16 protein-coding genes are annotated in these 20499 nt (G+C 54.9%); 8 read left to right on the top strand and 8 right to left on the bottom strand.

Features of this window, described 5'->3' with window-relative positions; all coding sequences use genetic code 11:
* Position 1 precedes the first annotated feature (1 nt).
* The 3 genes from pilO to MIH19_RS03950 are packed head-to-tail and all read right to left on the bottom strand — an operon-like array spanning position 2 to position 2240.
* On the bottom strand, positions 2-613 hold the full coding sequence (gene pilO / locus MIH19_RS03960; RefSeq protein WP_249007651.1) for a type 4a pilus biogenesis protein PilO: 612 nt from the start codon (positions 611-613) through the stop codon (positions 2-4).
* Positions 610-1176, bottom strand: a complete 567-nt coding sequence (locus MIH19_RS03955) for a PilN domain-containing protein (RefSeq protein WP_249007650.1) — start codon at positions 1174-1176, stop codon at positions 610-612. Before MIH19_RS03955 ends, pilO begins: the two co-directional genes overlap by 4 nt.
* Positions 1176-2240 carry a pilus assembly protein PilM gene (locus MIH19_RS03950; RefSeq protein ID WP_249007649.1) on the bottom strand — a complete coding sequence of 355 codons (1065 nt, stop codon included), beginning with the start codon at positions 2238-2240 and terminating at the stop codon, positions 1176-1178. Before MIH19_RS03950 ends, MIH19_RS03955 begins: the two co-directional genes overlap by 1 nt.
* A gap of 205 nt (positions 2241-2445) precedes the next feature.
* On the opposite strand from MIH19_RS03950, the gene MIH19_RS03945 reads away from it, so the two are divergent.
* On the top strand, positions 2446-4971 hold the full coding sequence (locus tag MIH19_RS03945) for a penicillin-binding protein 1A (RefSeq protein ID WP_249007648.1): 2526 nt from the start codon (positions 2446-2448) through the stop codon (positions 4969-4971).
* Positions 4972-5096: 125 nt separating this feature from the next.
* On the opposite strand, the gene MIH19_RS03940 is transcribed toward MIH19_RS03945, so the two are convergent.
* Together MIH19_RS03940 and rpmE are read right to left on the bottom strand one after the other, a co-directional pair.
* Positions 5097-6362 carry a malic enzyme-like NAD(P)-binding protein gene (locus MIH19_RS03940; RefSeq protein ID WP_249007647.1) on the bottom strand — a complete coding sequence of 422 codons (1266 nt, stop codon included), beginning with the start codon at positions 6360-6362 and terminating at the stop codon, positions 5097-5099.
* 233 nt (positions 6363-6595) lie between these two features.
* On the bottom strand, positions 6596-6820 hold the full coding sequence (gene rpmE / locus MIH19_RS03935) for a 50S ribosomal protein L31 (protein ID WP_249007646.1): 225 nt from the start codon (positions 6818-6820) through the stop codon (positions 6596-6598).
* A gap of 303 nt (positions 6821-7123) precedes the next feature.
* Between rpmE and MIH19_RS03930 the strand changes: the two genes are divergently transcribed.
* From MIH19_RS03930 to hslU, 6 genes are all read left to right on the top strand, one after another.
* A complete protein-coding gene (locus MIH19_RS03930; protein WP_249007645.1) occupies positions 7124-9286 on the top strand; it encodes a primosomal protein N' in 2163 nt (720 codons plus the stop codon).
* Between the two features lie 206 nt (positions 9287-9492).
* Positions 9493-10965, top strand: a complete 1473-nt coding sequence (locus tag MIH19_RS03925; RefSeq protein WP_249007644.1) for a hypothetical protein — start codon at positions 9493-9495, stop codon at positions 10963-10965.
* A 139-nt stretch (positions 10966-11104) separates the two neighbouring features.
* Positions 11105-12790 (top strand): arginine--tRNA ligase, encoded by a 1686-nt coding sequence (argS, locus tag MIH19_RS03920; protein ID WP_249007643.1) that lies wholly within the window; start codon positions 11105-11107, stop codon positions 12788-12790.
* Between the two features lie 8 nt (positions 12791-12798).
* Positions 12799-13434, top strand: a complete 636-nt coding sequence (locus MIH19_RS03915; protein ID WP_249007642.1) for an SPOR domain-containing protein — start codon at positions 12799-12801, stop codon at positions 13432-13434.
* 116 nt (positions 13435-13550) lie between these two features.
* Positions 13551-14081 (top strand): ATP-dependent protease subunit HslV, encoded by a 531-nt coding sequence (gene hslV, locus MIH19_RS03910; RefSeq protein ID WP_249007641.1) that lies wholly within the window; start codon positions 13551-13553, stop codon positions 14079-14081.
* 12 nt (positions 14082-14093) lie between these two features.
* Positions 14094-15422 (top strand): ATP-dependent protease ATPase subunit HslU, encoded by a 1329-nt coding sequence (hslU, locus tag MIH19_RS03905; RefSeq protein ID WP_249007640.1) that lies wholly within the window; start codon positions 14094-14096, stop codon positions 15420-15422.
* 54 nt (positions 15423-15476) lie between these two features.
* On the opposite strand, the gene MIH19_RS03900 is transcribed toward hslU, so the two are convergent.
* Genes MIH19_RS03900 through MIH19_RS03890 form a run of 3 tightly spaced genes read right to left on the bottom strand, consistent with a single transcriptional unit; the run spans position 15477 to position 19625 of the window.
* On the bottom strand, positions 15477-16745 hold the full coding sequence (locus MIH19_RS03900) for a patatin-like phospholipase family protein (RefSeq protein ID WP_249007639.1): 1269 nt from the start codon (positions 16743-16745) through the stop codon (positions 15477-15479).
* A gap of 21 nt (positions 16746-16766) precedes the next feature.
* Entirely contained in the window at positions 16767-19079 is a 2313-nt protein-coding gene (gene ptsP, locus MIH19_RS03895) for a phosphoenolpyruvate--protein phosphotransferase (protein ID WP_249007638.1), read from the bottom strand.
* 18 nt (positions 19080-19097) lie between these two features.
* Complete coding sequence (locus tag MIH19_RS03890) at positions 19098-19625, bottom strand: RNA pyrophosphohydrolase (RefSeq protein ID WP_249007637.1); 528 nt, start codon at positions 19623-19625, stop codon at positions 19098-19100.
* 196 nt (positions 19626-19821) lie between these two features.
* Here MIH19_RS03890 and MIH19_RS03885 point away from each other — a divergent pair, with 196 nt between their 5' ends.
* A complete protein-coding gene (locus MIH19_RS03885) occupies positions 19822-20478 on the top strand; it encodes an HAD family hydrolase (RefSeq protein WP_249007636.1) in 657 nt (218 codons plus the stop codon).
* Positions 20479-20499: the final 21 nt, after the last annotated feature.

Here is a 20499-nt window from a genome sequence, read left to right as displayed (position 1 = left end):
CTCATTCTCCGGCCCGGTAGCGATAGGTACGGGCAACAACCTGCATGTCCAGCTGATCGCTGTCCGCTCCGATGGGTTTAATCGTCAAATCATGCAGAGTCACGATACGCGGCAAGCTCGCCACGCTGCTAACAAACGCTGCCAGTTCATGGTAAGAGCCCGAAACCCTGATATTAATAGGCAGTTCGGAATAGAAATCCCGTTTCTGCTCCGGCTGCAGTTTCACTTCCTGCAGAGCCAGACCACTACCGAGCGCGGTATTGGTAATGTCTTCCAACAGGCCTGGTACTTCGGTTTCACTCGGCAATTGACGCACCAACGCACCGAAGGTTTCTTCCATTTCTACCATCTGCGCTTTGAACACGCTGAGGTTAGCCACCTGATAAGCCTTACTCTCATAATTCTTGCGCAGTTCCAGCTCTGTACTTTTTACCCCGTCCAGTTGCGCAAACTGGTCTTTTATAAAGAACCAGTACCCGCCACCCATAATCAGACCAAACACCAGCAGTAGCACAATGGCTTTGACCGGTGCCGGCCAGATACCGGCGTTGTTTATGTCCAGATCATTGATATCGAATTCGTTCAGGCTTTTCAGCGAGTCCGCAAGGCTCATTGTTTCTCCTCCCCTTCAACGCCAGGGGTTTGCTGACTGACGGACAGATTGAACTGGCTGTAACCTGCACGGCGGGCATCAGCAGTCGACACGTTGGACAGATTGGGATTGGTAAACCAGTCGGAGTCTTCAAACTGCCGCATCAGCGATGAAATCCGACTGTTAGACTCTGCCATACCCACCAAGTCCAGGCGATCACCGACCTTCTTCAAATCGCTGAAATACAGGCCATCTGGCACAGTGCGCACCAGCTCGTCGAATACTCGCACAATAACCGGACGCTTGCCTTGCAAGTCCTGAATGACTTTCATTCGTGCCAGCAGCTCGTTGCGCTTACGCTTCAGGCTTTCAATTTCTTTGATCTGCTCATCCAGCTTACTGGCCGCTGTTTGAATATAAGCATTGCGGGATTGTTGATAGGCAATGCGGCTGTCTACGTTGTTTTTCCACAAAAACACCAAGCCGCTAGCAATAATGGCAGCGCCCAGCAGCATCACCACAAACTGTTTCTGTTTTTCTGCCCGCAGCTCTTCACGCCAGGGCCGAAGATTGATTCTTGCCATCAGTCGAAGCTCCTCATTGCCAGACCACACGCGATCATCAACGAGGGAGCATCGTTACTCAACGCCGACGCATTAACCCGCGAGCTAACAGCCATATCCGCGAACGGATTGGCTACCAGCGTGGGCGTGCCTGTTTTTTCCTCTACCATGTCAACAAGCCCGGGAATTGCCGAGGTGCCGCCGGCCAAAACCACATAATCCACCGCGTTGTACTGGCTGGCGCCAAAAAAGAACTGCATCGCCCGAGCGACCTGCTGCACCACGGCCTCGCGGAACGGGTTCAGCACTTCAGCCTCATAGTCATCGGGCAAACCACCCTGCTTTTTGGCCAGGCCGGCTTCCTCCAGCGACAAACCGTAGCGACGCTGGATTTCTTCGGTTAATTGTTTGCCACCAAAGACCTGTTCGCGGGTATACACAGTTTTGCCTTCGGCAATCACGCTCAACGTGGCCATGGTAGCGCCCACATCCATGATCGCCACAACCAGATCGTCGCCGTGGGAGTTCAATTGCGATTCAATCAGTTGATAGGCACGCTCGAGGGCATAAGCCTCTACGTCAACCACCTTGGTGGTCAGGCCGGCAATATCCAGTGCGTCTTGGCGCACATCAACGTTATCTTTGCGGCAAGCCGCAATCAACACATCAACCTTGTCCGGGTTCGATTCAGAGGGGCCCTGTACTTCGAAATCAATCGCGACTTCATCCAGCGGATAAGGAATGTATTGGTCTGCCTCCAGGGCAATCTGGTCTTCCATTTCGAATTCGTTGATGCCGCCATCCATCTGGATCACCTTGGTGATCACCGCGGAACCGGACACGGCAACGGCCACTTGCTTGACGCCGGAGCGGGATTTCGATACCACACGCTTGATCACGTCACCTACGGCTTCAACATCCGTGATGTTTTTTTCCACCACAGCATTTGCAGGTAAAGGTTCGACGGCATAACTTTCAACCCGAAAGCGGTCGCCCTGTTTTGACAATTCCAAAAGCTTGACCGAGCTTGAGCTTATGTCCAAGCCCAGCACAGCACTGGATTTCTTCCCGAAAGATCCAAACACGCGCTCACCCTATAACTGGTTAATTGCAGCCGGTTATGTACTTTGTATGTTTTTTATTTAAGAGAAATTCTTCTGTTTTCCGATTACAATCCCTATTCTTCTTAACGCAGGGCTTTTGTATCAGCGAAGTAGTCTCCCTTCCTCATGCAATGGTTCAAATCATAGACCTATATCCAACTGTTGTCAGAAAAAAATGTCCTATTTGATGCGTACTTCTCGCCTTTTCATCTGGCTTTTTCTAACCGGACTGAGTGTTGCCCTCGTCCTCGGTTCCGGCTTCTATTTGTATCTTCGGCCGGGCCTGCCCGCCGCCGAGCAGTTGTTTGATATAAAGCTTCAAACACCGCTGCGGATATTCAGTCAGGACGGCAAATTAATAGCAGAATTTGGCGAAAAGAGAAGGACACCCGTCACAATCAAGCAAGTTCCCGAGCTCCAACTGCAGGCATTTCTTGCTGCAGAGGACGCCCGTTTTTATGAGCACTTCGGCGTGGACATAAGAGGCCTGGCGCGAGCCGCACTGGAACTGGCCTCTACCGGCCACATACAGTCCGGAGGCAGCACTATCACCATGCAGGTGGCAAAAAACTACTTTTTGTCGCGGGATCGCACGTTCATTCGTAAATTCAACGAGATTTTACTGGCCCTACAAATTGAACGTGAGCTAGACAAAAACACGATACTTGAGCTGTACCTCAACAAGATCTATTTAGGCAACCGCGCCTACGGTATTGCTGCCGCCAGCCAGGTTTACTACAACAAACCCGTGAGCGAATTAACGCTGGCCCAGATGGCTATGCTCGCCGGCCTGCCAAAGGCACCGTCAGCGTTTAATCCCCTGGCAAATCCAAGCGGCGCTCTAGCAAGGCGAAACTGGATATTGGGGCGCATGAAAGAGCTTGAGATGATTTCTCAGGACGACTATGAACAAGCCGTTAATGCCGAATTGACAGCCACCTACAACGCCACCGAAACCGAAGTAGACGCCGGTTACGTCGCCGAAATGGCCCGCTCTGAGATGGTTCGGCGCTTTGGCGATAACGCCTACACCGATGGTTACTCGGTGACCCTGACCGTTGACAGCGTAAAACAGCAAACTGCCACTGACGCCCTGCGCCAGGGGCTGGAAGCCTATGATCGCCGTCACGGGTTTCGCGGTGCGGTAGGGACCATTGACACCCAATCGTTGGACGCCAACGAGCTCGCCACAGCCCTGCGCCCTTACCCTAAAACCGGGCCGCTGATTCCTGCCGTGGTGTTGAAAATTGACGATAATAACGGCACGGCCGCGCTGCACGCCCGTTTTCTTGGCCCCGTGACCATGACGTTAAACACCATGACGTGGGCTCAGCGTTACCGCACTGAAAACCTGACCGGCCCAGCGCCAAAAAAACCGTCAGACGTACTCAGCCCTGGCGATGTGATTTATGTGAAGGCGCTGAATAAAGCCGCCCCCCGACCCACCGACGACGGCCAAAAACAACCCCTCACTGACGTCGTGCAAAACGTAGCGCTATATCAGGTGCCGCGAGTTGAAGGCGCACTAATAGCCTTAACCGCAGAAACCGGTGCCATTGAAGCGCTGAGCGGCGGCTATAGCTTCGGGCAAAGCAAATACAACCGAGCCATCCAAGCAAAGCGTCAACCCGGCTCCACGTTTAAGCCGTTTCTCTACCTGAACGCTCTGGAATCTGGATTTACCCCGGCGACGCTGATTAACGACTCGCCCATCGTACTGGAAGAGAACGGCCAAGAAACAGCCTGGCGCCCGCAAAATTCATCCGGCCAGTTCTACGGCCCCACACGCCTACGCGAAGCCCTCTACCGCTCACGCAACCTGGTGTCTGTTCGCTTGCTACGCGACCTGGGCATTCAACCAATGCTGGCTTACCTCGAAAAGTTAAAAGTGCCCACTGCAGACATGCCCGCTAATTTATCGCTGGCACTGGGCAGTGGCTTGCTTTCGCCGATGGAACTGGCACGAGGCATGGCCGTTATTGCTAATGGTGGTTATGACGTAGAGCCTTTCCTGATCCGCCGAATTGAAGACGCGCGCGGCACCGTCGTCTACAAAGCACCCGACGTGATTCTTTGCGACAGCAACTGCGGTAACGCCGTCGAAATAGAAGAAATTGGCTTGCAGGACACGGACAACAGCGGTGACACAAACGACGACTTCATCGTAACCGAACTGAGCGACGAGCCTTTGGGAAGCGTCGTACAAGCGCCGGCCCGACTGATGCCAAGACTGGCCGACGAGCGCTCAGTGTACATTTTGCATTCTATGATGCGCGATGTAATCAAACTGGGCACCGGCCGCCGTGCCAGCGCCCTGAACAGGGACGATCTTGCCGGCAAAACCGGCACCACCAACGAACAGATAGACACCTGGTTTGCCGGCTTCAACTATCAGCAGGCGGTTATTGCCTGGGTGGGCTTTGACCAGCCAGCACCCTTGGGCCGGAACGAATTTGGCGCCAGCACCGCCCTACCCATCTGGATCGACTACATGAAAGTCGCTCTGGACCAGACGCCCTCTGCGAATATGCCGCGCCCCAATGGCATTGTGAATGTGCGCATTAATGCAGAAACCGGCAGGCGCGCCCGCCCCGGCGAAGAAGGCCTATTTGAGCTGTTCCGTGAAGAGGACGAACCCGAGGCCATCAGCGCAGAAGAACGCGGCGGATTGGGAACGGGCGACACCGACGATATTTCGCGGCAGCTGTTCTAGGCAACGGGTTGCGATTGGCCTAATTGCCGCCAATCAAAATAGCGAACCGAGCGCCCACAAAAAAACCGGCGGAGCCTGCATTTAACAGGCACCGCCGGTTTTCTATTCACTAACCGTTTGGTCGATTAAATAATATCGTCCATGGATTTAAGCGGGTAATGCGCCGGGTACGGGTTACGAGCTACACCGCTGTCAACCGCCGCACGAGCAACAGCCGCTGGAACTACTTCCAGCAAACGCACGTCCATCGGCTTTGGAATGATGTAGTTTCTACCAAATTCGAAGCTGTCAGCGCCGTAGGCTTCGCAGATTTCCTGAGGCACCGGCTCTTTGGCCAGTTCGCGGATCGCGTTTACCGCAGCAATCTTCATCTCTTCGTTAATCACGGTGGCACGAACATCCAGAGCGCCACGGAAAATGAAGGGGAAGCCCAGCACGTTGTTCACCTGGTTAGGGTAATCTGAGCGGCCCGTGGCCATGATCAGGTCATCGCGCACTGCGTTAGCAATCGCCGGGTCAATTTCCGGATCCGGATTTGAACAGGCGAACACAACCGGGTTAGGTGCCATTTTCTTGAGCTGTTCACCGCTCAGCAAGTCCGGGCCCGACAAACCCACAAACACATCGGCGCCGTCGATGGCATCGTCCAGAGTACGCTTGTCAGTGTCGTTGGCGAACATTGCCTTGTACTGGTTCAGATCGTCGCGGCCAGAGTGGATCACACCCTTGCGGTCCAGCATAAAGATATTCTCGGAACGCACACCACAGCTGATCAACAACTTCATGCAGGCAATGGCGGCAGCGCCGGCACCCAGACACACAATGGTGGCTTCTTCGATTTTCTTGCCCTGAAGTTCTAACGCGTTGAGCATGCCGGCGGCCGTTACAATGGCGGTACCGTGCTGGTCGTCGTGGAATACAGGTATGCTGCACTTTTCAATCAACGCGCGCTCGATTTCAAAACACTCAGGCGCTTTGATGTCTTCAAGGTTAATGCCGCCAAAGGTATCGGCAATGCGCTCAACAGTTTCAATAAAAGCCTGAGGGCTTTCAGAATTGACTTCAATATCAAATACATCAATACCGGCAAAGCGCTTGAAAAGAAGGCCTTTACCTTCCATTACCGGCTTGCTGGCCAATGGGCCAAGATTACCCAGGCCCAAAATCGCGGTGCCGTCCGTAATAACCGCCACCAGATTGCCTTTCATGGTGTATTTGTAGGCGTTTTCGGGGTCACGAGCGATTTCGCGAACCGGTTCGGCAACCCCGGGACTGTAGGCCAGTGCAAGATCGCGGGCTGTTTTTGTGGGCTTGCTGATTTCTACACTCAGCTTGCCAGGCCGCGGCTTGGCGTGATATTCAAGGGCTGCTTCTTTCAGATCTTGAGACATTGCCACTATTCCGTTTGTCACGTTTAAGGGTGTAAAGCCGCCATACTCAGTTACAAATATACTTATAGCGGGGCAGCATTATGGCCCGCGCCGTAGAAAACGACAAGGGCAATCCCACCATCCGTTAAATCGTCAATACGTCTTATTGCGTATGTTCGGCCACACAAGCGAGCTCTGTCATTTTTTAGAACAAAAAAAAGCGCCCGAAGGCGCTTTTTTGCAATTCGCTGGCATTAATCTTCTTTCTTGCCAACAATACGGCTGCCAAAACGCTTCTGGAAACGGTCAATACGGCCGCCGGCATCCATAACTTTCTGCTTGCCGGTATAGAACGGGTGGCACTGTGAACACACGTCTAACTGCAGATCCTTACCAACGGTAGAACGGGTATGGATCACATTACCGCAAGAACAGGTAGCGGTGATGTTGTCGTACTTAGGGTGGATACCTTCTTTCATGGCGAACCTCGTCAGGTTATGCCGCCACCTGGTCACGATTACGGCTGTTCCGAAGAATGTTCCGTATGCCAGGCACCGCATATTTGAATCAATAAGAAAGACGGGGCACAATCGACCCTGTCCAACAGAGCGCGAATATTACTTGCAAACTGCCACCCAGGCAAGCGCCACACTGCTGAATTCCCATGCCCACCGGCGCAGGCCGCCGCAACTGGCGCTTGCACAAGGATACGAACATACCGTGACACCAATAGCCACTGCAGCGCCTGCCAGACATAGCTTCCATCTAAATGCGCAAAACCCGTGACCAAGGTTGTACGCATCGCCATGAACCGCCCGCTGCGGCGGCTGTTTGACTACACCCTTGGCTCCGGCCTCAGCCTTCAGCCCGGCCAGCGGGTGCAGGTTCCCTTTGGCCGCCAACAGATAACCGGACTGGTCACTGCGGTTGGCGTAACCCCGCCGCCCGGGGTATCACTGAAGCCGGTTCGAAGTGCTATGGAAGACTGGCCTGCGCTGCCAAAGGAAACACTGCGACTGCTGAGCTGGGCCAGCGACTATTACCAACACCCGCTGGGTGAATGCCTGTTTACGGCCTTACCGCCAGCGCTCAGGCGCGGCCGGCCAGCATTGCGCAAAACCGAGGCCTGGTGGCGAGCCCGCAGCAGCGGTGCGGAGCTGCCACCCCAAGCCCACCGTCAAAAAGCCTTGCTAGCCTGGCTTTTGCAGTATTCCCAAGGCGCTGCCACAAGCGCCATCTTAAGCGCCGGCTTTAATCGCAGCCAGCTGAAGACCCTGGAACAAAAGCAGCTGATTGAAGCCACCGAGCCCGTGCTGGCAACAACACCCACAGAGAGCTTTGCAGCACCTACGTTATCACCGGCGCAAACAGATACCGCAGCACAGCTTCCAGAACCGGCCCAGGGCTTTAGCGCCTGCCTTTTGTACGGCATCACTGGTAGCGGTAAAACAGAAATCTACCTGCACTATTTAAAGCAACATTTGAGTGAACAGGATCAGGCCCTGGTGCTAGTGCCAGAAATAAACCTGACACCGCAAACCGTGGCCCGCTTCCAGCGCTATTTTGGCCAGCGGATTGTGGTGTGGCACTCGGCACTGAACGACAGCGAGCGCCTCGACACCTGGTTGAAAATACGCCACGGCGAACCCGTCATACTCATTGGCACCCGTTCGGCGGTTTTGTTGCCCTTTACCGGTTTGCGCACGCTGATTGTGGACGAAGAGCACGATAGCTCCTACAAACAGGGCGATGGCTTTCGCTATTCAGCGCGCGACCTTGCGGTATACCGTGCCCACCTGAACAAATGCCCGGTGATACTCGGCTCGGCCACGCCCTCGTTGGAATCCTGGCACAACGCACGGCAGGGCAAATACACCTTGGCCACATTGGAGGAGCGGGCTGGCAACGCCAGACCACCGCAAATAAAACTGCTGGACATTCGCAGCCGGCCTTTAGAAGGCGGCCTGTCGCGCCCCGCCCTTAACACCATCAAGCAGGTTCTGGACAACGGCGAACAGGTGCTAGTGTATGTGAACCGCCGCGGCTTCGCGCCGGTCATGATGTGCTTTGACTGCGGCCACATGGTGGAGTGCCCGCGCTGCGACACCCGCCTGACCTACCACCGCCGCGACAACGCCATGCGTTGCCACCACTGCGACTTTCAAGCCGCCGCAACGACCCAGTGCCCGAAGTGCCAAAGTGATGCGTTCAAGCCTGTCGGCCAAGGCACCGAACGCAGCGAAGAGATACTGACCACCGCCTTCCCTGACACCCCGGTGGTGCGGGTTGACCGCGACAGCACCCAACGTAAAGGCAGCATCCAAGCCATTCTGAAAACCGTAAACACCGGCGAGCCCTGCATTCTGGTGGGTACTCAAATGCTGGCCAAAGGCCACGATTTTGCCAACGTAACGCTGGTGGTGGTTATAAACGCCGACGGTGGCCTGTTCAGCGTGGACTTCCGCGCCCCTGAACAACTTCTACAAACCCTGCTGCAAGTCAGCGGCCGTGCGGGTCGCGGCGACAAGCCCGGCACCGTGCTGGTGCAGACCTGCCATAGCGACCATCCACTGTTAAGAACACTTTGTACGGGCCGCTACGGGGATATGGCCGAACAGCTTTTAGCCGAGCGCGAAGACGGTCAGCTGCCGCCTTACCGCGCTATGGCCATATTCCGCGCCGAAGCCGACACCATGGAAAAAAGCCTGCAGATACTGGATACCGTAAAACCCCTGGCACAGGCTCCGGGCCTGGAAATCTGGGGCCCACTGCCAGCGTTAATTGCCCGTCGCGCCGACCGCTACCGCGCCCAATTGGTCATAAACGCTGATAACCGCAAGCGCCTGAACAAAACCCTCGCCGACGTTTGCCTGCATCTGGATCAACAAAAACAACCCTCCGGCAGCCGCTGGATGATCGACGTAGACCCGCAGGAGACCGGTTAAATGTACCGAATTTAGCCGTGACTCACACATTTGAAAAGAAATAGAAAAAGAAACTGCGATCGCAATTTTAGCGACAAAAGCTATGCTAGAATTTTACAGACGGTATATCAAAAACTTAAAAATATCCGAGCCACATCCTGTAGCGCTCAACAGAGGCCAAGGTGACGCCGGAACAGCAGCTTTGCTGTAGCGAACTGGAGAGAATAATGTCAGGGAAAATTCTTGCACGTGTGCCAGCATTGTCGCTTGCATTGCTGTTGGCAGCTTGTGGAGGTGGAGGTGACTCTACGCCGTTAGTGGACACTGGAGAGTCTGGAGGAAATGGTAGCTCAGGAGGGGACTCACCTCAGGAGGTATTTTTAGGTTTGGGCATTAATTCTGGAGATACATTCATAGAAGGTCAGATAGAGTCCGACATAAAAGCGCTGTCTGCAGGCGGAACGACGAGACTCCGCGTCTTTATTGTTGATAGAAATAACTCTAACAGGCTTCTAACTGGCGAAGAAACAGAAGTCCGATTCTCATCAAACTGTGTATCTACCAACGATGCAGAATTGATTTCTCCCATTGTCACCTCAACCGGTGTAGCTGAAACAACATACACCGCAAAAGGCTGCTCACCTACCGACACTATTTTAGCAAAAGTTAATGGTGCAGAAGCGAGCTTCACGCTAAACATTGCAACGGCAGAAGCAGACAGAGTTGTGTCTATACCGCTTACCGAAACATCAATAGCTCCAACCGGTGCCGGATCAACGGCACGACCTTCAGAAGCCTCTGTCTCATTTCAAATTGTTGACAAAAATGGCGGTGGCTTAAGGGGAGTCAATGTCAAATTTTCATTAACTGGGGATGATTCGAGCGCGAAAATTCCCGTAACCCTTAGTCAGCAAGAAGCATCCTCCGGGAGCGGAGGGATTGTAACGACCAAGGTTATCGCTGGGTCAGCTTCGACAGTTGTTCGCGTAATAGCAACCATAGAAGTTGGAAGTAATTCTAAAAGTACACAATCCGACCCAATTGCGATCAACTCTCTCATACCCTACGAATCCGGCCTCACTCTGGCAGCCGATAACTTCATCCCTGACGCCCAATTCACGGCGGGTGTAGAGGTGTCTCTTTCATTGTTTGCGACAGACAAAAATGGACAAAATATTCGCGGCAACACAACCGTTAACTTCACAACAGATGGCGGGTCTGTGCAACCAGAATGCAATTTAAATAACGAAGGGACATGTGTGGTCAAGTGGCGTAGTCAATCACCATTTGTCGACACACCAAAAATTGTTGCATCTACTATTGGCGAAAAAATAAATGGAGAGGTCGGCACAATATTTCAGCAAGTAACGCTTCTAATCTCAAGTTCAAGAGATCCGAGAGTTACCTTGGCAGCAGGTAGTGAAGCTAAACAATATTGTGCGACAGTGTCGACCGCTAGGAGTAATGGCACCCGCGTGCATCCTCCAACCGGAACAACAGTAGAATTTAACGGTAACGGAATTACTCTACTATCGTCCAAAACATCGTACGACGTTGGGGGAACCGCATTTCCTAGCAGTCAATCTGACTACGAGGTTTGCGTTTTTGCCGAGCGCACAACGCCAACGGACAGCGGCTCTCTAATCGTTACAGTTACAACACCAACTGACGAAGTTGATGAGAAAGTACTCACCATTTGATTAATCCATCAAGCAAAAAGCCCGGCCTTGACGCCGGGCTTTTTGCTTACAAAATCCGTTTCCGCGATAATATCGCGTTTCTACTCTGGTGGGCGCCCTGCCCCATTTCCACTTCCGTTCAGCCGAGTTATTCTACAGCATGAAAGAGACCGTTTCCGACCTGCTTCAGTCTGCCCTGGCGGCGCTGCAATCTGAAGGCGTTTTGCCAGCAGATCAAAGCTTTGCGCCACAGATTGGCAACACCAAAGACAAATCCCACGGCGATTACGCGTGTAACATTGCGCTGGTGGCGGCCAAGTCTGCCGGCTGTGCGCCGCGCAAACTGGCGGAAGCGCTGGTGGCCAACTTGCCGGCCAGTGCAGCGGTCGACAAAGTGGAGATTGCCGGGCCCGGTTTTATCAACTTTTTCATGAGTACGGCCAGTGCCTTTGGCGTTGTGAATACGGCACTGGAACAGGCTGAAAACTTTGGCCGCAACCACAGCGGTAAGGGCGAAAAAGTACAGGTGGAATTTGTTTCCGCCAACCCCACCGGCCCTTTGCATGTGGGCCACGGCCGTGGCGCTGCAATAGGTGACTGCATTAGTCGGCTGTTGGATGCTAACGGCTACCAGGTTACCCGCGAGTTTTATTACAACGACGCGGGCGCCCAAATCAACAACCTGGGGTTATCCGTTCAAGCCCGGGTAAAAGGCCTGACACCGGATCACGAAAGCTGGCCTGAAAATGGTTACCGCGGCGACTATATTGCCGATGTGGCCGAGGCCTATCTGGCCGGAAAGACGATTACAGCGGACGACCGCTCGGTGACCGGCCAGGCCGAGCCGGACAACCTTGAAGCCATCACGGATTTTGCCGTGGCTTATCTGCGCCGCGAGCAAGACCTTGACCTGAAAGCCTTTGGCGTCGAGTTCGACGTGTATTTCCTGGAATCCTCGCTGTACAACGACGGCAAAGTTGAGGCTACCGTAAAGCGCCTGCAGGAAAATGGCTACACCTACGAAGACGGCGGCGCCCTGTGGCTGAAAACCACCGAATTTGGCGACGACAAAGACCGGGTTATGCGCAAAACCGACGGTGGCTACACCTACTTTGTGCCAGATGTTGCTTATCATCTGGACAAGTGGCAGCGCGGTTTTAGCACGGTTATTAACGAACAGGGTGCCGACCACCATTCAACCGTTACCCGCGTTCGCGCCGGTTTGCAGGCGTTAAATATCGGTATTCCAGAAGATTGGCCAGACTATGTGCTGCACCAGATGGTGATGGTAACCCGTGGCGGTGAAGAGGTGAAAATCTCCAAGCGCGCAGGCAGCTATGTCACCCTTAGCGACCTGATTGAAGAAGTAGGTCGCGACGCTACCCGTTTCTTCCTGGCCGCACGGCGAGTGGATTCCCAGCTGACCTTTGACATTGATCTTGCACGCTCGCAAACCAACGAGAACCCGGTGTATTACATCCAGTATGCTCACGCCCGCATTTGCAGCGTGTTGCGCAAGCTGACTGTCGAAGGCGTGCAGCGTGGCCGTCACGAATGCGCAGGCGACCTGACTCTGCTGACGCTGGATGAAGAAAAAGAACTGGCCAACCAGCTGGCAAAATATCCAGAGCTGGTTGCCAGCGCCGCTGCCCAGCGCGAGCCCCACACCCTGAGCCAGTACCTGCGGGAATTGGCCGGCCTATTCCACAGCTATTACAACGCCCACAAGGTGCTGATTGAAGACACCGCCCTGCGCGATGCCCGCATCAGCCTGTACCTGGCCGTACGCCAGGTCATCGAAAATGGCTTAGGCCTGCTGGGCGTTCGCGCTCCGGAAGAGATGTAATCAAAAAAATGCCGCGAGACTACGCCCGCAAATCGTCACCTAACCAGGCTACTACGCCTCGTCAAAAGCCGGGCAAGCCTGGCCGACCTGCCCGCACCCGGGCGCCGAAAGCCGCGGCTCCGGCGCGAGCTCAACACGGTAGCCTGTCGATGAAATCGGTATTGGCACTGGCGGCTGTGGGCGGTTTCATCGGCTTTATTGTTTACCTGAACAGCTTGTCTGGCAGCGAGGCACCCGCCAAAGACGCGGCGCCCACTGTACAGAAGGCACCGGCCAAAACGCCTGCGCCGATACAACCGGAAATCGCCAAACCCCAATTCCGTTTTTACGAAATGCTGCCAGAAACCGAGATAATGCCGTCCACGGTGGACGAATACACGCCTGGCCCAGGCCGCCCGCAAGTCGATTACCTGCTGCAGTCCGGTTCGTTTCGCAAGGCCGAGGACGCCGAACGACAGCGCGCCGAAATCGCTTTCCAGGGTTTGCGCGCAGCGGTGCAAAAAGTCGATATGGAGGAAGGTAATGTCTGGTATCGGGTGAATGTAGGCCCATTTACCTCCCGCAGTCACATGAACGCTGCTATAGACAAGTTGGTGTCTATCAGAATTCAGCCGCTGGTGCGGAAAATCCCCAAAAAGGGCTAGTCTCGTTTGCTCCTGATGCGTAAATCTAACACTGAGCGCTGAACTCTCTGCCTTGAAAATCGCGGCGCTGCCTCCATAACTGCGCTAACACATTCGATCAGGCAACTGGAGCCCACATGACCACCATACTTTCCGTACGCCGCGACGACGAAGTCACCATGGGCGGTGACGGCCAGGTGTCCCTTGGCAATACCGTCATGAAGGGCAACGCCCGCAAAGTGCGCCGTTTGTACAACGGCCAGGTCTTAGCGGGCTTTGCCGGGGGTACCGCCGATGCGTTCACCCTGTTCGAGCGCTTCGAAGCGCAGCTGGAAAAACACCAGGGCAACCTAACCCGCGCCGCGGTGGAGTTGGCCAAAGACTGGCGATCAGACCGCGCGTTACGAAAACTGGAGGCCCTGCTGGCGGTGGCCGACAAAACCGCCTCACTCATCATCACCGGTAACGGCGATGTTATAGAGCCTGAAATGGGCCTGATTGCCATTGGTTCCGGCGGCCCTTTCGCCCAGGCATCTGCCCGCGCGCTGTTAGAGAACACCAACATGAGTGCCCGCGAGATTACCGAAAAAGGCCTGATCATAGCGGCTGACATCTGCATTTACACCAACCAGAACCGCACCATTGAAGTGCTTTCTGCCAACGATTAATCCGGAGCGATCATGTCTGCACTGACTCCCAGAGAAATTGTCCTCGAACTGGACAAACACATCGTTGGCCAGCAGGAAGCTAAACGTGCGGTGGCCATAGCCCTGCGCAATCGCTGGCGCCGTATGCAACTTAGCGACGAACTGCGTGAAGAAATCAGCCCCAAAAACATTCTAATGATTGGCCCCACCGGTGTTGGTAAAACCGAAATTGCCCGGCGCCTGGCCAAACTGGCAGACGCCCCCTTTTTGAAAGTGGAAGCCACCAAGTTCACCGAGGTGGGTTACGTCGGTCGCGATGTTGACTCCATCATTCGCGACCTGGCTGACATGGCCGTGAAAATGCTGCGTGAACAGGAAATGAAGCGCCACGAAAACAGCGCTCTAGACGCCGCGGAAGATCGCATTCTAGACGCCCTGTTGCCACCGGCACGGGATTTCAAAGAAGACAGCAAGCCGCAGGAAGAATCTGCCACCCGCCAGATGTTCCGTAAGAAACTGCGGGAAGGCGAGCTAGACGACAAAGAAATTGAGATTGATCTGCGCAACAGCAGCGCCAACGTTGAAATCATGGCGCCGCCGGGCATGGAAGAAATGACCAATCAGCTGCAAAGCATGTTTGCCAACATGTCCCAGGACAAGCGCAAAACCCGCAAGATGCGGGTGGCGGATGCCCTGCGCCGGGTGAAAGACGAAGAAGCCGCCAAGCTGGTGAACGAAGAAGAAATCAAACAGAAAGCGGTACAGGCTGTTGAGCAAAACGGCATCGTGTTTCTGGATGAAATCGACAAAGTGGCCAAGCGCTCTGAAAACGCCTCCTCGGATGTATCCCGCGAGGGCGTACAGCGTGACCTTTTGCCGCTGATTGAAGGCAGCACAGTCACCACCAAGTACGGCGCTATTCGCACCGATCACATCCTTTTTATCGCCTCTGGCGCTTTCCACCTAACCAAACCGTCAGACCTGATTCCAGAGCTGCAGGGCCGCCTGCCAATTCGCGTGGAACTGCATGCGCTAACGCCAAACGATTTCAAGCGCATTCTGACAGAGCCGGATGCCTCGTTGGTGCAGCAGTACGAGGCATTGATGGGCGCCGAAGGCCTGAAGCTCAGCTTTACCGACGACGCCATCACCCGCTTGGCAGAAGTGGCGTGGAAAGTGAACGAGAACACCGAAAATATCGGCGCACGGCGTTTACACACCATGTTGGAAAGACTGTTGGAAAGCCTGTCATTCGATGCCGGCGACAAGATCACGGAAGAGTTCGAAGTCACTGCCGAGTACGTCGAGGAGAAACTGGGTAAATTGGCGGAAGACGAAGATTTAAGCCGCTACATTCTGTAGCAGGCGATAGCGAAAGCCGCGACCAGGGCAAGAATGCGTTCTGGTCGCGCACTATCAGGACCGAGCCTTTTCTGCTTGCCCGTTAACGCTTTGCAAGCCGGCCGCCAGCCGGCTTTTTTGTGTCTGCGTTTTTGCCTTTAACGTGGCCTGTGGTGGCTCGCCAAACAGACTGGTGCTGACCGTGCGATCTGCGTCATTCAGATAGTCGTGGCGCAGGGCAATGCCGTATTTCGCCAATTTGGGTTCCAGTTCTGCGGCGCGAAGGCGCAAATCGCGTCGAGTAGCCTGATAGGCGTGTTCGCACAGCAAACGCCGCGATTCAAAACTGAACACATGGGCGCCAAACAGAAGGGCGTCGTCACTGCTGGGTTCAAACAGCACAATGTCTTTATCTGGATAGTCCTGAGCGTAACGGTCTATCCCGGACTGCATGCGCGAATGCACCATGGTGCGGTACGTTTGCGCCAACACATTGGGCATACCAGAGCGGGTCATCTCGCCGGCTGCCAAGGTACCGGTTTTCATGGCGGCAGTGGCGTCTAGCGGTACCTGGGGATTGATTGCCAGCACCAAGTCAGCCTGATGATCAAACGCTACCGAGGCGTGAAGGCCTTTGCGTAAGGTTCCATCGACGTAGTAATGGCCGTCTATTTCCACCGGTACGTAAATTCCAGCGGAAGCCGTACTGGCCTGAATAGCTTTGGAGATGGGCACTGCATCAAACCCCGGCGCACCAAAACAAACCGACTTCGAACTTTCCACATCGGCGGCCACAATGAACAGCTGGCGCTTGAGTTGGCGGAAATCGTTGGTGCGGCCCAGCATGGTGAATGCGCGCCTTAAGTAATGGTGCAAGCCTTCATTATTGAACAGCCCGGCGGGTGCGGCCTGGGCCAAAATGGTCAAGGCTTCCAGCAGGCTCTGATCGTAGGGATTGTGAAAGAAGCGGGTGAACGCGGTGGTAATCAGCCCGGGTATGGCCAGTAAACGGCGGCCCATTTCAGCGAAGGCCGGGCGGTAAAAAACACCGGGATGAAACGGGTGCAATTCGGATTCGTTGCGCACAAAAATTCGACACAGCTGGGCAGTGGTTACCTGGTTCACCAGATGAGCCGCCACAAACGACCCCGAGTTCACCCCTACGTAAACATCCAGATCGTTGAAGTCCAGCCCTTCCAGAGCTTCGTCAAGCGCCCTCAGTGCACCTATTTCATAAATGCCGCCAATCGGGCCGCCACCGCCTAACGCCAGACCGATTCGGGGCTTTTTGCTGCCGTTTGCATTCGCCGGCTTCGGTTTTTTTGTCAGTTTGCCGTTACTCATGATTTGGCCTTATCGAGTTATTCAGGCGGATGCCGAAGCTACCTCTGCCAAGGTTTTGCCCGTGGATTTTCCGGGCCGCATATAGCGTCCAAATCCGGCATTGCGCAACGCCAGGTCAACACAGCTTTTGATCACATGGGGCGAATCCAGCAGCAGGATGTCTTGCAACAGATTGTTCGCCCACTCAAGGCTGACACTGCGAATCACCGATTTCACTTTTGGCAGGCTGGCTGCGTTCATCGACAGTGAATCGTAGCCCATGGCCATCAGCAATACGGCGCCGCCCGGGTCGCCCGCCAATTCGCCACACACCCCCACCGGTTTGCCCACAGCATGGGCGTCCTGGGCAATACGCACCAGCGCCTGCAGCACAGCAGGATGGTAAGAATGGTACAGCTGGGCCACACGGGGATTATTACGATCTACCGCCAGCAAATACTGGGTCAGATCGTTAGTACCCACCGACAGGAAATCCACCCGGTCGGCCAGTTCGCGTATCTGATAGACCGCTGCCGGCACTTCGATCATTACGCCCACTTTTGGCATGTGGATGTTGTAACCGTCTTCGCGCACTTCGTGATATACGCGGTAAATCAGATGAAGAGACTCTTCCACTTCGGAAATATTGCTGATCATTGGCAGCATAATCTGCAAATTGTTCAGGCCTTCGCTGGCCTTCATCATCGCCCGCACCTGTAGTTGGAAAATCTCCGGGTGGTCCAGGGTGACCCGTATGCCACGCCAGCCCAGAAACGGATTTTCCTCGTGGATGGGGAAATACGTCAGGCACTTGTCGCCGCCGATATCCAGGGTGCGCATGGTCACCGGGTTAGGCGCAAAGGCTTCCAACTGCTCGCGGTAGTATTCACGCTGTTCCTGTTCCGAAGGAAAGCGATCTTTAATCATGAACGGCACTTCCGTGCGGTACAGGCCAATGCCTTCGGCGCCGTGATTCAGCGACCGCACCACGTCAGTCATCAATCCGGTGTTTACCAGCATGGATACCCGGTGATGGTCGGTGGTTTCACAAGGCAAATCGCGCAGGGCTTCGAGGCCGCGAATCAGCTCGTTTTCTTCGTCGCAGATAACCTGAAAATAAGCGCGCAATTCCGCCGATGGCGACGCGAAGATCTGGCCTTCGAAGCCGTCGACCACCAGTTCCTTGCCGTCGAGCTGATTCACCGGTATGTCAACCAGCCCCATCACCGTGGGTATGCCCATGGCGCGAGCCAGAATGGCCACGTGAGAGTGGCTGGAGCCTTTCACCGAAACCAATCCCACCAACTGGCCCTTGGGCACTTCGCCCAGCATAGCGGGGGTGATCTCTTCACTCACCAATACGGTGCGTTCGGGGTATTCCAGGCCGGCTTGCTCGCCTTCCTGCAGGTGTGACAACAAACGCCGACCCAGGTCGCGCACGTCTACCGCCCGCTCCTGCAGATAATGATCATCCATCATCTCGAAATTGCGCACGTACTGTTGCACAACCTGTTTTAGCGATCCCTGGGCCCAGTTACCTTCGCGAATTTTACCGTTCACTTCATCCGGCAGGGCTTCATCGCTGAGCATGCGCAGGTACACATCAAACAACGCCTGTTCCTGCGGCCTCAGCTGCGAAGCCAGTCGTGCTGCTACCCGTTCAATGTCTTCGCGCACGGCGCTTACCGCGCACTGGAACAGGTCCAGTTCGTGCTCAATATCATCCGTGGTTTTTTCCGGCACAAGGTCAAGGTCTGCCGCCGGGTAAACGGCTACGCCGGTGCCAATGGCCACGCCGGGGGCGCCGGGCACGCCGTCAAAACCGATGTCATGAGCCTCCTCGCCGGTGAGCGACAAACCACCAATGGCGCCCGTGGCCTCGCTGTGGGCGATCACCCCGCTGAGCTGAGCCGAAATAGTCACCATAAAGGCTTCTTCACCTTCATTAAAACTGCGGGAACTCTCACGCTGCTGCACGACCAATACACCCATCAGGCGGCGATGGTGAATAATGGGCACACCCAGAAACGAGCGGAAGCGTTCTTCGCCGGTTTCAGGAAAGTAACGGTAACGGGGATGGGAAGGCGCATCTTCCAGATTAATCAGCTCTTCCCGCGAGCCCACAAGACCCACAAGGCCCTCGGAATAACCCAGGCTAACCTTGCCCACGGCTTTGCGGTACAGCCCTTCAGTGGCCATCAGTACGTAGCGGTTGGTAGCAGGGTCTAGCAGATACACCGAACACACTTCGGTGTTCATGGCTTTTTGCACACGCGAAACAATAATGCTCAGCGCCTCCTGCAGGTCGCGGGCGCTGTTTACTTCCTGGACGATCGTTCGCAATGTACTCAGCATGTTGGGATTAGCCCGTCGTCATGATTGTTCCTTCAAGCGCCGGTTGTGCTCGGCACGCCGCGCCTGCTCCATGTTATGGAACAGCCGCGGCGCCAGCTCGCGCAGCGCACGTCGGTAGACTTCTTTTTTGAATGAGATCACCTGCCCCAACGGATACCAGTAGCTTACCCACTGCCAGCCGTCGAATTCCGGTGAATCGGTACCATCTACGCATACCTGCGCGTCTGGCGAAAGCATCCTCAGCAGGAACCATTTTTGTTTTTGCCCTACACACAACGGGTGCGAATTGTGGCGAACCATCCGTCGCGGCAAGCGGTATCGCAACCAGCCCCGCGTACAACTGATAATTTCCACATCGCGGGCGCACAGCCCAACTTCCTCCCCAAGCTCCCGGTACAATGCCTGTTCCGGTGTTTCATCCTGATGAATTCCGCCTTGCGGAAACTGCCAGGAGTTTTGGCCTATGCGCCTCGCCCACAACACTTGCCCTTTGTGGTTGGCCAGAATGATTCCGACGTTGGGTCTGAAACCGTCGGAGTCGATCACGGTACAGTACCTCTTTAAGAGTCGGTTAACCGCGGCAAAATGCGACGGCCAGATTTTTCCAAGATGCTCTCATTCTTGCAGAATCCCAAGAAATCGGCAATCACGGCTGTTTGCGTGCGGCCATGATAAGCTGCTGCACACTTCAAGACGCCGGTAAGTGCCGGCTTTGAGCCACCTTAATCACTGAGGCAGCACCATGACTCTGGCCATATTCGATCTGGACAACACCTTACTGAACGGCGACAGCGACCACGCCTGGGGCGTTTTTCTGGCGGCGCAAGGCATTGTAAACGCCGATGCGCACCGTAAAGCCAATGACCGGTTTTATCAGGATTACCTGAACGGCGAGCTGGACGTGTTTCGCTATCAGCGTTTTGTGTTGGAACCCCTGGCGCAGTTTTCAATGGACGAACTGCACGCCATGCGCGAGCGTTTTATGGCTAGCCACGTGCAACCGATGCTGCAAACCAAAGCCGCCGTGCTGCTGCAACAGCATCGCAGCCAAGGCCACACACTGATGATTATTACGGCCACCAATCATTTTATTACCAAGCCAATCGCCGACCTTTTGGGCATTGAGCACCTGATTGCCACCAACCCGGAAGTGGTGAATGGCCGCTTTACTGGAGAGGTGTCGGGCACGCCCAGTTTTCAGGGCGGGAAGGTAACGCGTCTGAAGCAGTGGCTGAATGAAAACGATGAATCATTGGACGGCGCCTGGTTCTACAGCGATTCCATCAACGATGCACCGCTGCTGGAACAGGTTGCGAACCCGGTAGTCGTTGATCCGGATTCGCGCCTGGAAGCCATGGCCGGCGAGCGCGGTTGGCCCGTTATGTCGCTACGGGATTGATTCCCCCAGCGACTTTTCAGG

It is taken from the genome of Marinobacter sp. M1C (assembly GCF_023314135.1).
Lineage (GTDB): Bacteria > Pseudomonadota > Gammaproteobacteria > Pseudomonadales > Oleiphilaceae > Marinobacter.
The sequence above is the reverse complement of the archived record's forward strand: the minus strand, read 5'-3'. Positions and strand labels throughout refer to the sequence as shown.

What these genes read in the sequence shown, in the direction of transcription:
- pilO (WP_249007651.1), bottom strand. Translation starts at nt 613, where the DNA reads ATGAGCCTTGCGGACTCGCTGAAAAGCCTGAACGAATTCGATATCAAT.
- MIH19_RS03955 (WP_249007650.1), bottom strand. Translation starts at nt 1,176, where the DNA reads ATGGCAAGAATCAATCTTCGGCCCTGGCGTGAAGAGCTGCGGGCAGAA.
- MIH19_RS03945 (WP_249007648.1), top strand. Translation starts at nt 2,446, where the DNA reads ATGCGTACTTCTCGCCTTTTCATCTGGCTTTTTCTAACCGGACTGAGT.
- MIH19_RS03940 (WP_249007647.1), bottom strand. Translation starts at nt 6,362, where the DNA reads ATGTCTCAAGATCTGAAAGAAGCAGCCCTTGAATATCACGCCAAGCCG.
- rpmE (WP_249007646.1), bottom strand. Translation starts at nt 6,820, where the DNA reads ATGAAAGAAGGTATCCACCCTAAGTACGACAACATCACCGCTACCTGT.
- MIH19_RS03925 (WP_249007644.1), top strand. Translation starts at nt 9,493, where the DNA reads ATGTCAGGGAAAATTCTTGCACGTGTGCCAGCATTGTCGCTTGCATTG.
- argS (WP_249007643.1), top strand. Translation starts at nt 11,105, where the DNA reads ATGAAAGAGACCGTTTCCGACCTGCTTCAGTCTGCCCTGGCGGCGCTG.
- MIH19_RS03915 (WP_249007642.1), top strand. Translation starts at nt 12,799, where the DNA reads ATGCCGCGAGACTACGCCCGCAAATCGTCACCTAACCAGGCTACTACG.
- hslV (WP_249007641.1), top strand. Translation starts at nt 13,551, where the DNA reads ATGACCACCATACTTTCCGTACGCCGCGACGACGAAGTCACCATGGGC.
- hslU (WP_249007640.1), top strand. Translation starts at nt 14,094, where the DNA reads ATGTCTGCACTGACTCCCAGAGAAATTGTCCTCGAACTGGACAAACAC.
- MIH19_RS03900 (WP_249007639.1), bottom strand. Translation starts at nt 16,745, where the DNA reads ATGAGTAACGGCAAACTGACAAAAAAACCGAAGCCGGCGAATGCAAAC.
- ptsP (WP_249007638.1), bottom strand. Translation starts at nt 19,079, where the DNA reads ATGCTGAGTACATTGCGAACGATCGTCCAGGAAGTAAACAGCGCCCGC.
- MIH19_RS03885 (WP_249007636.1), top strand. Translation starts at nt 19,822, where the DNA reads ATGACTCTGGCCATATTCGATCTGGACAACACCTTACTGAACGGCGAC.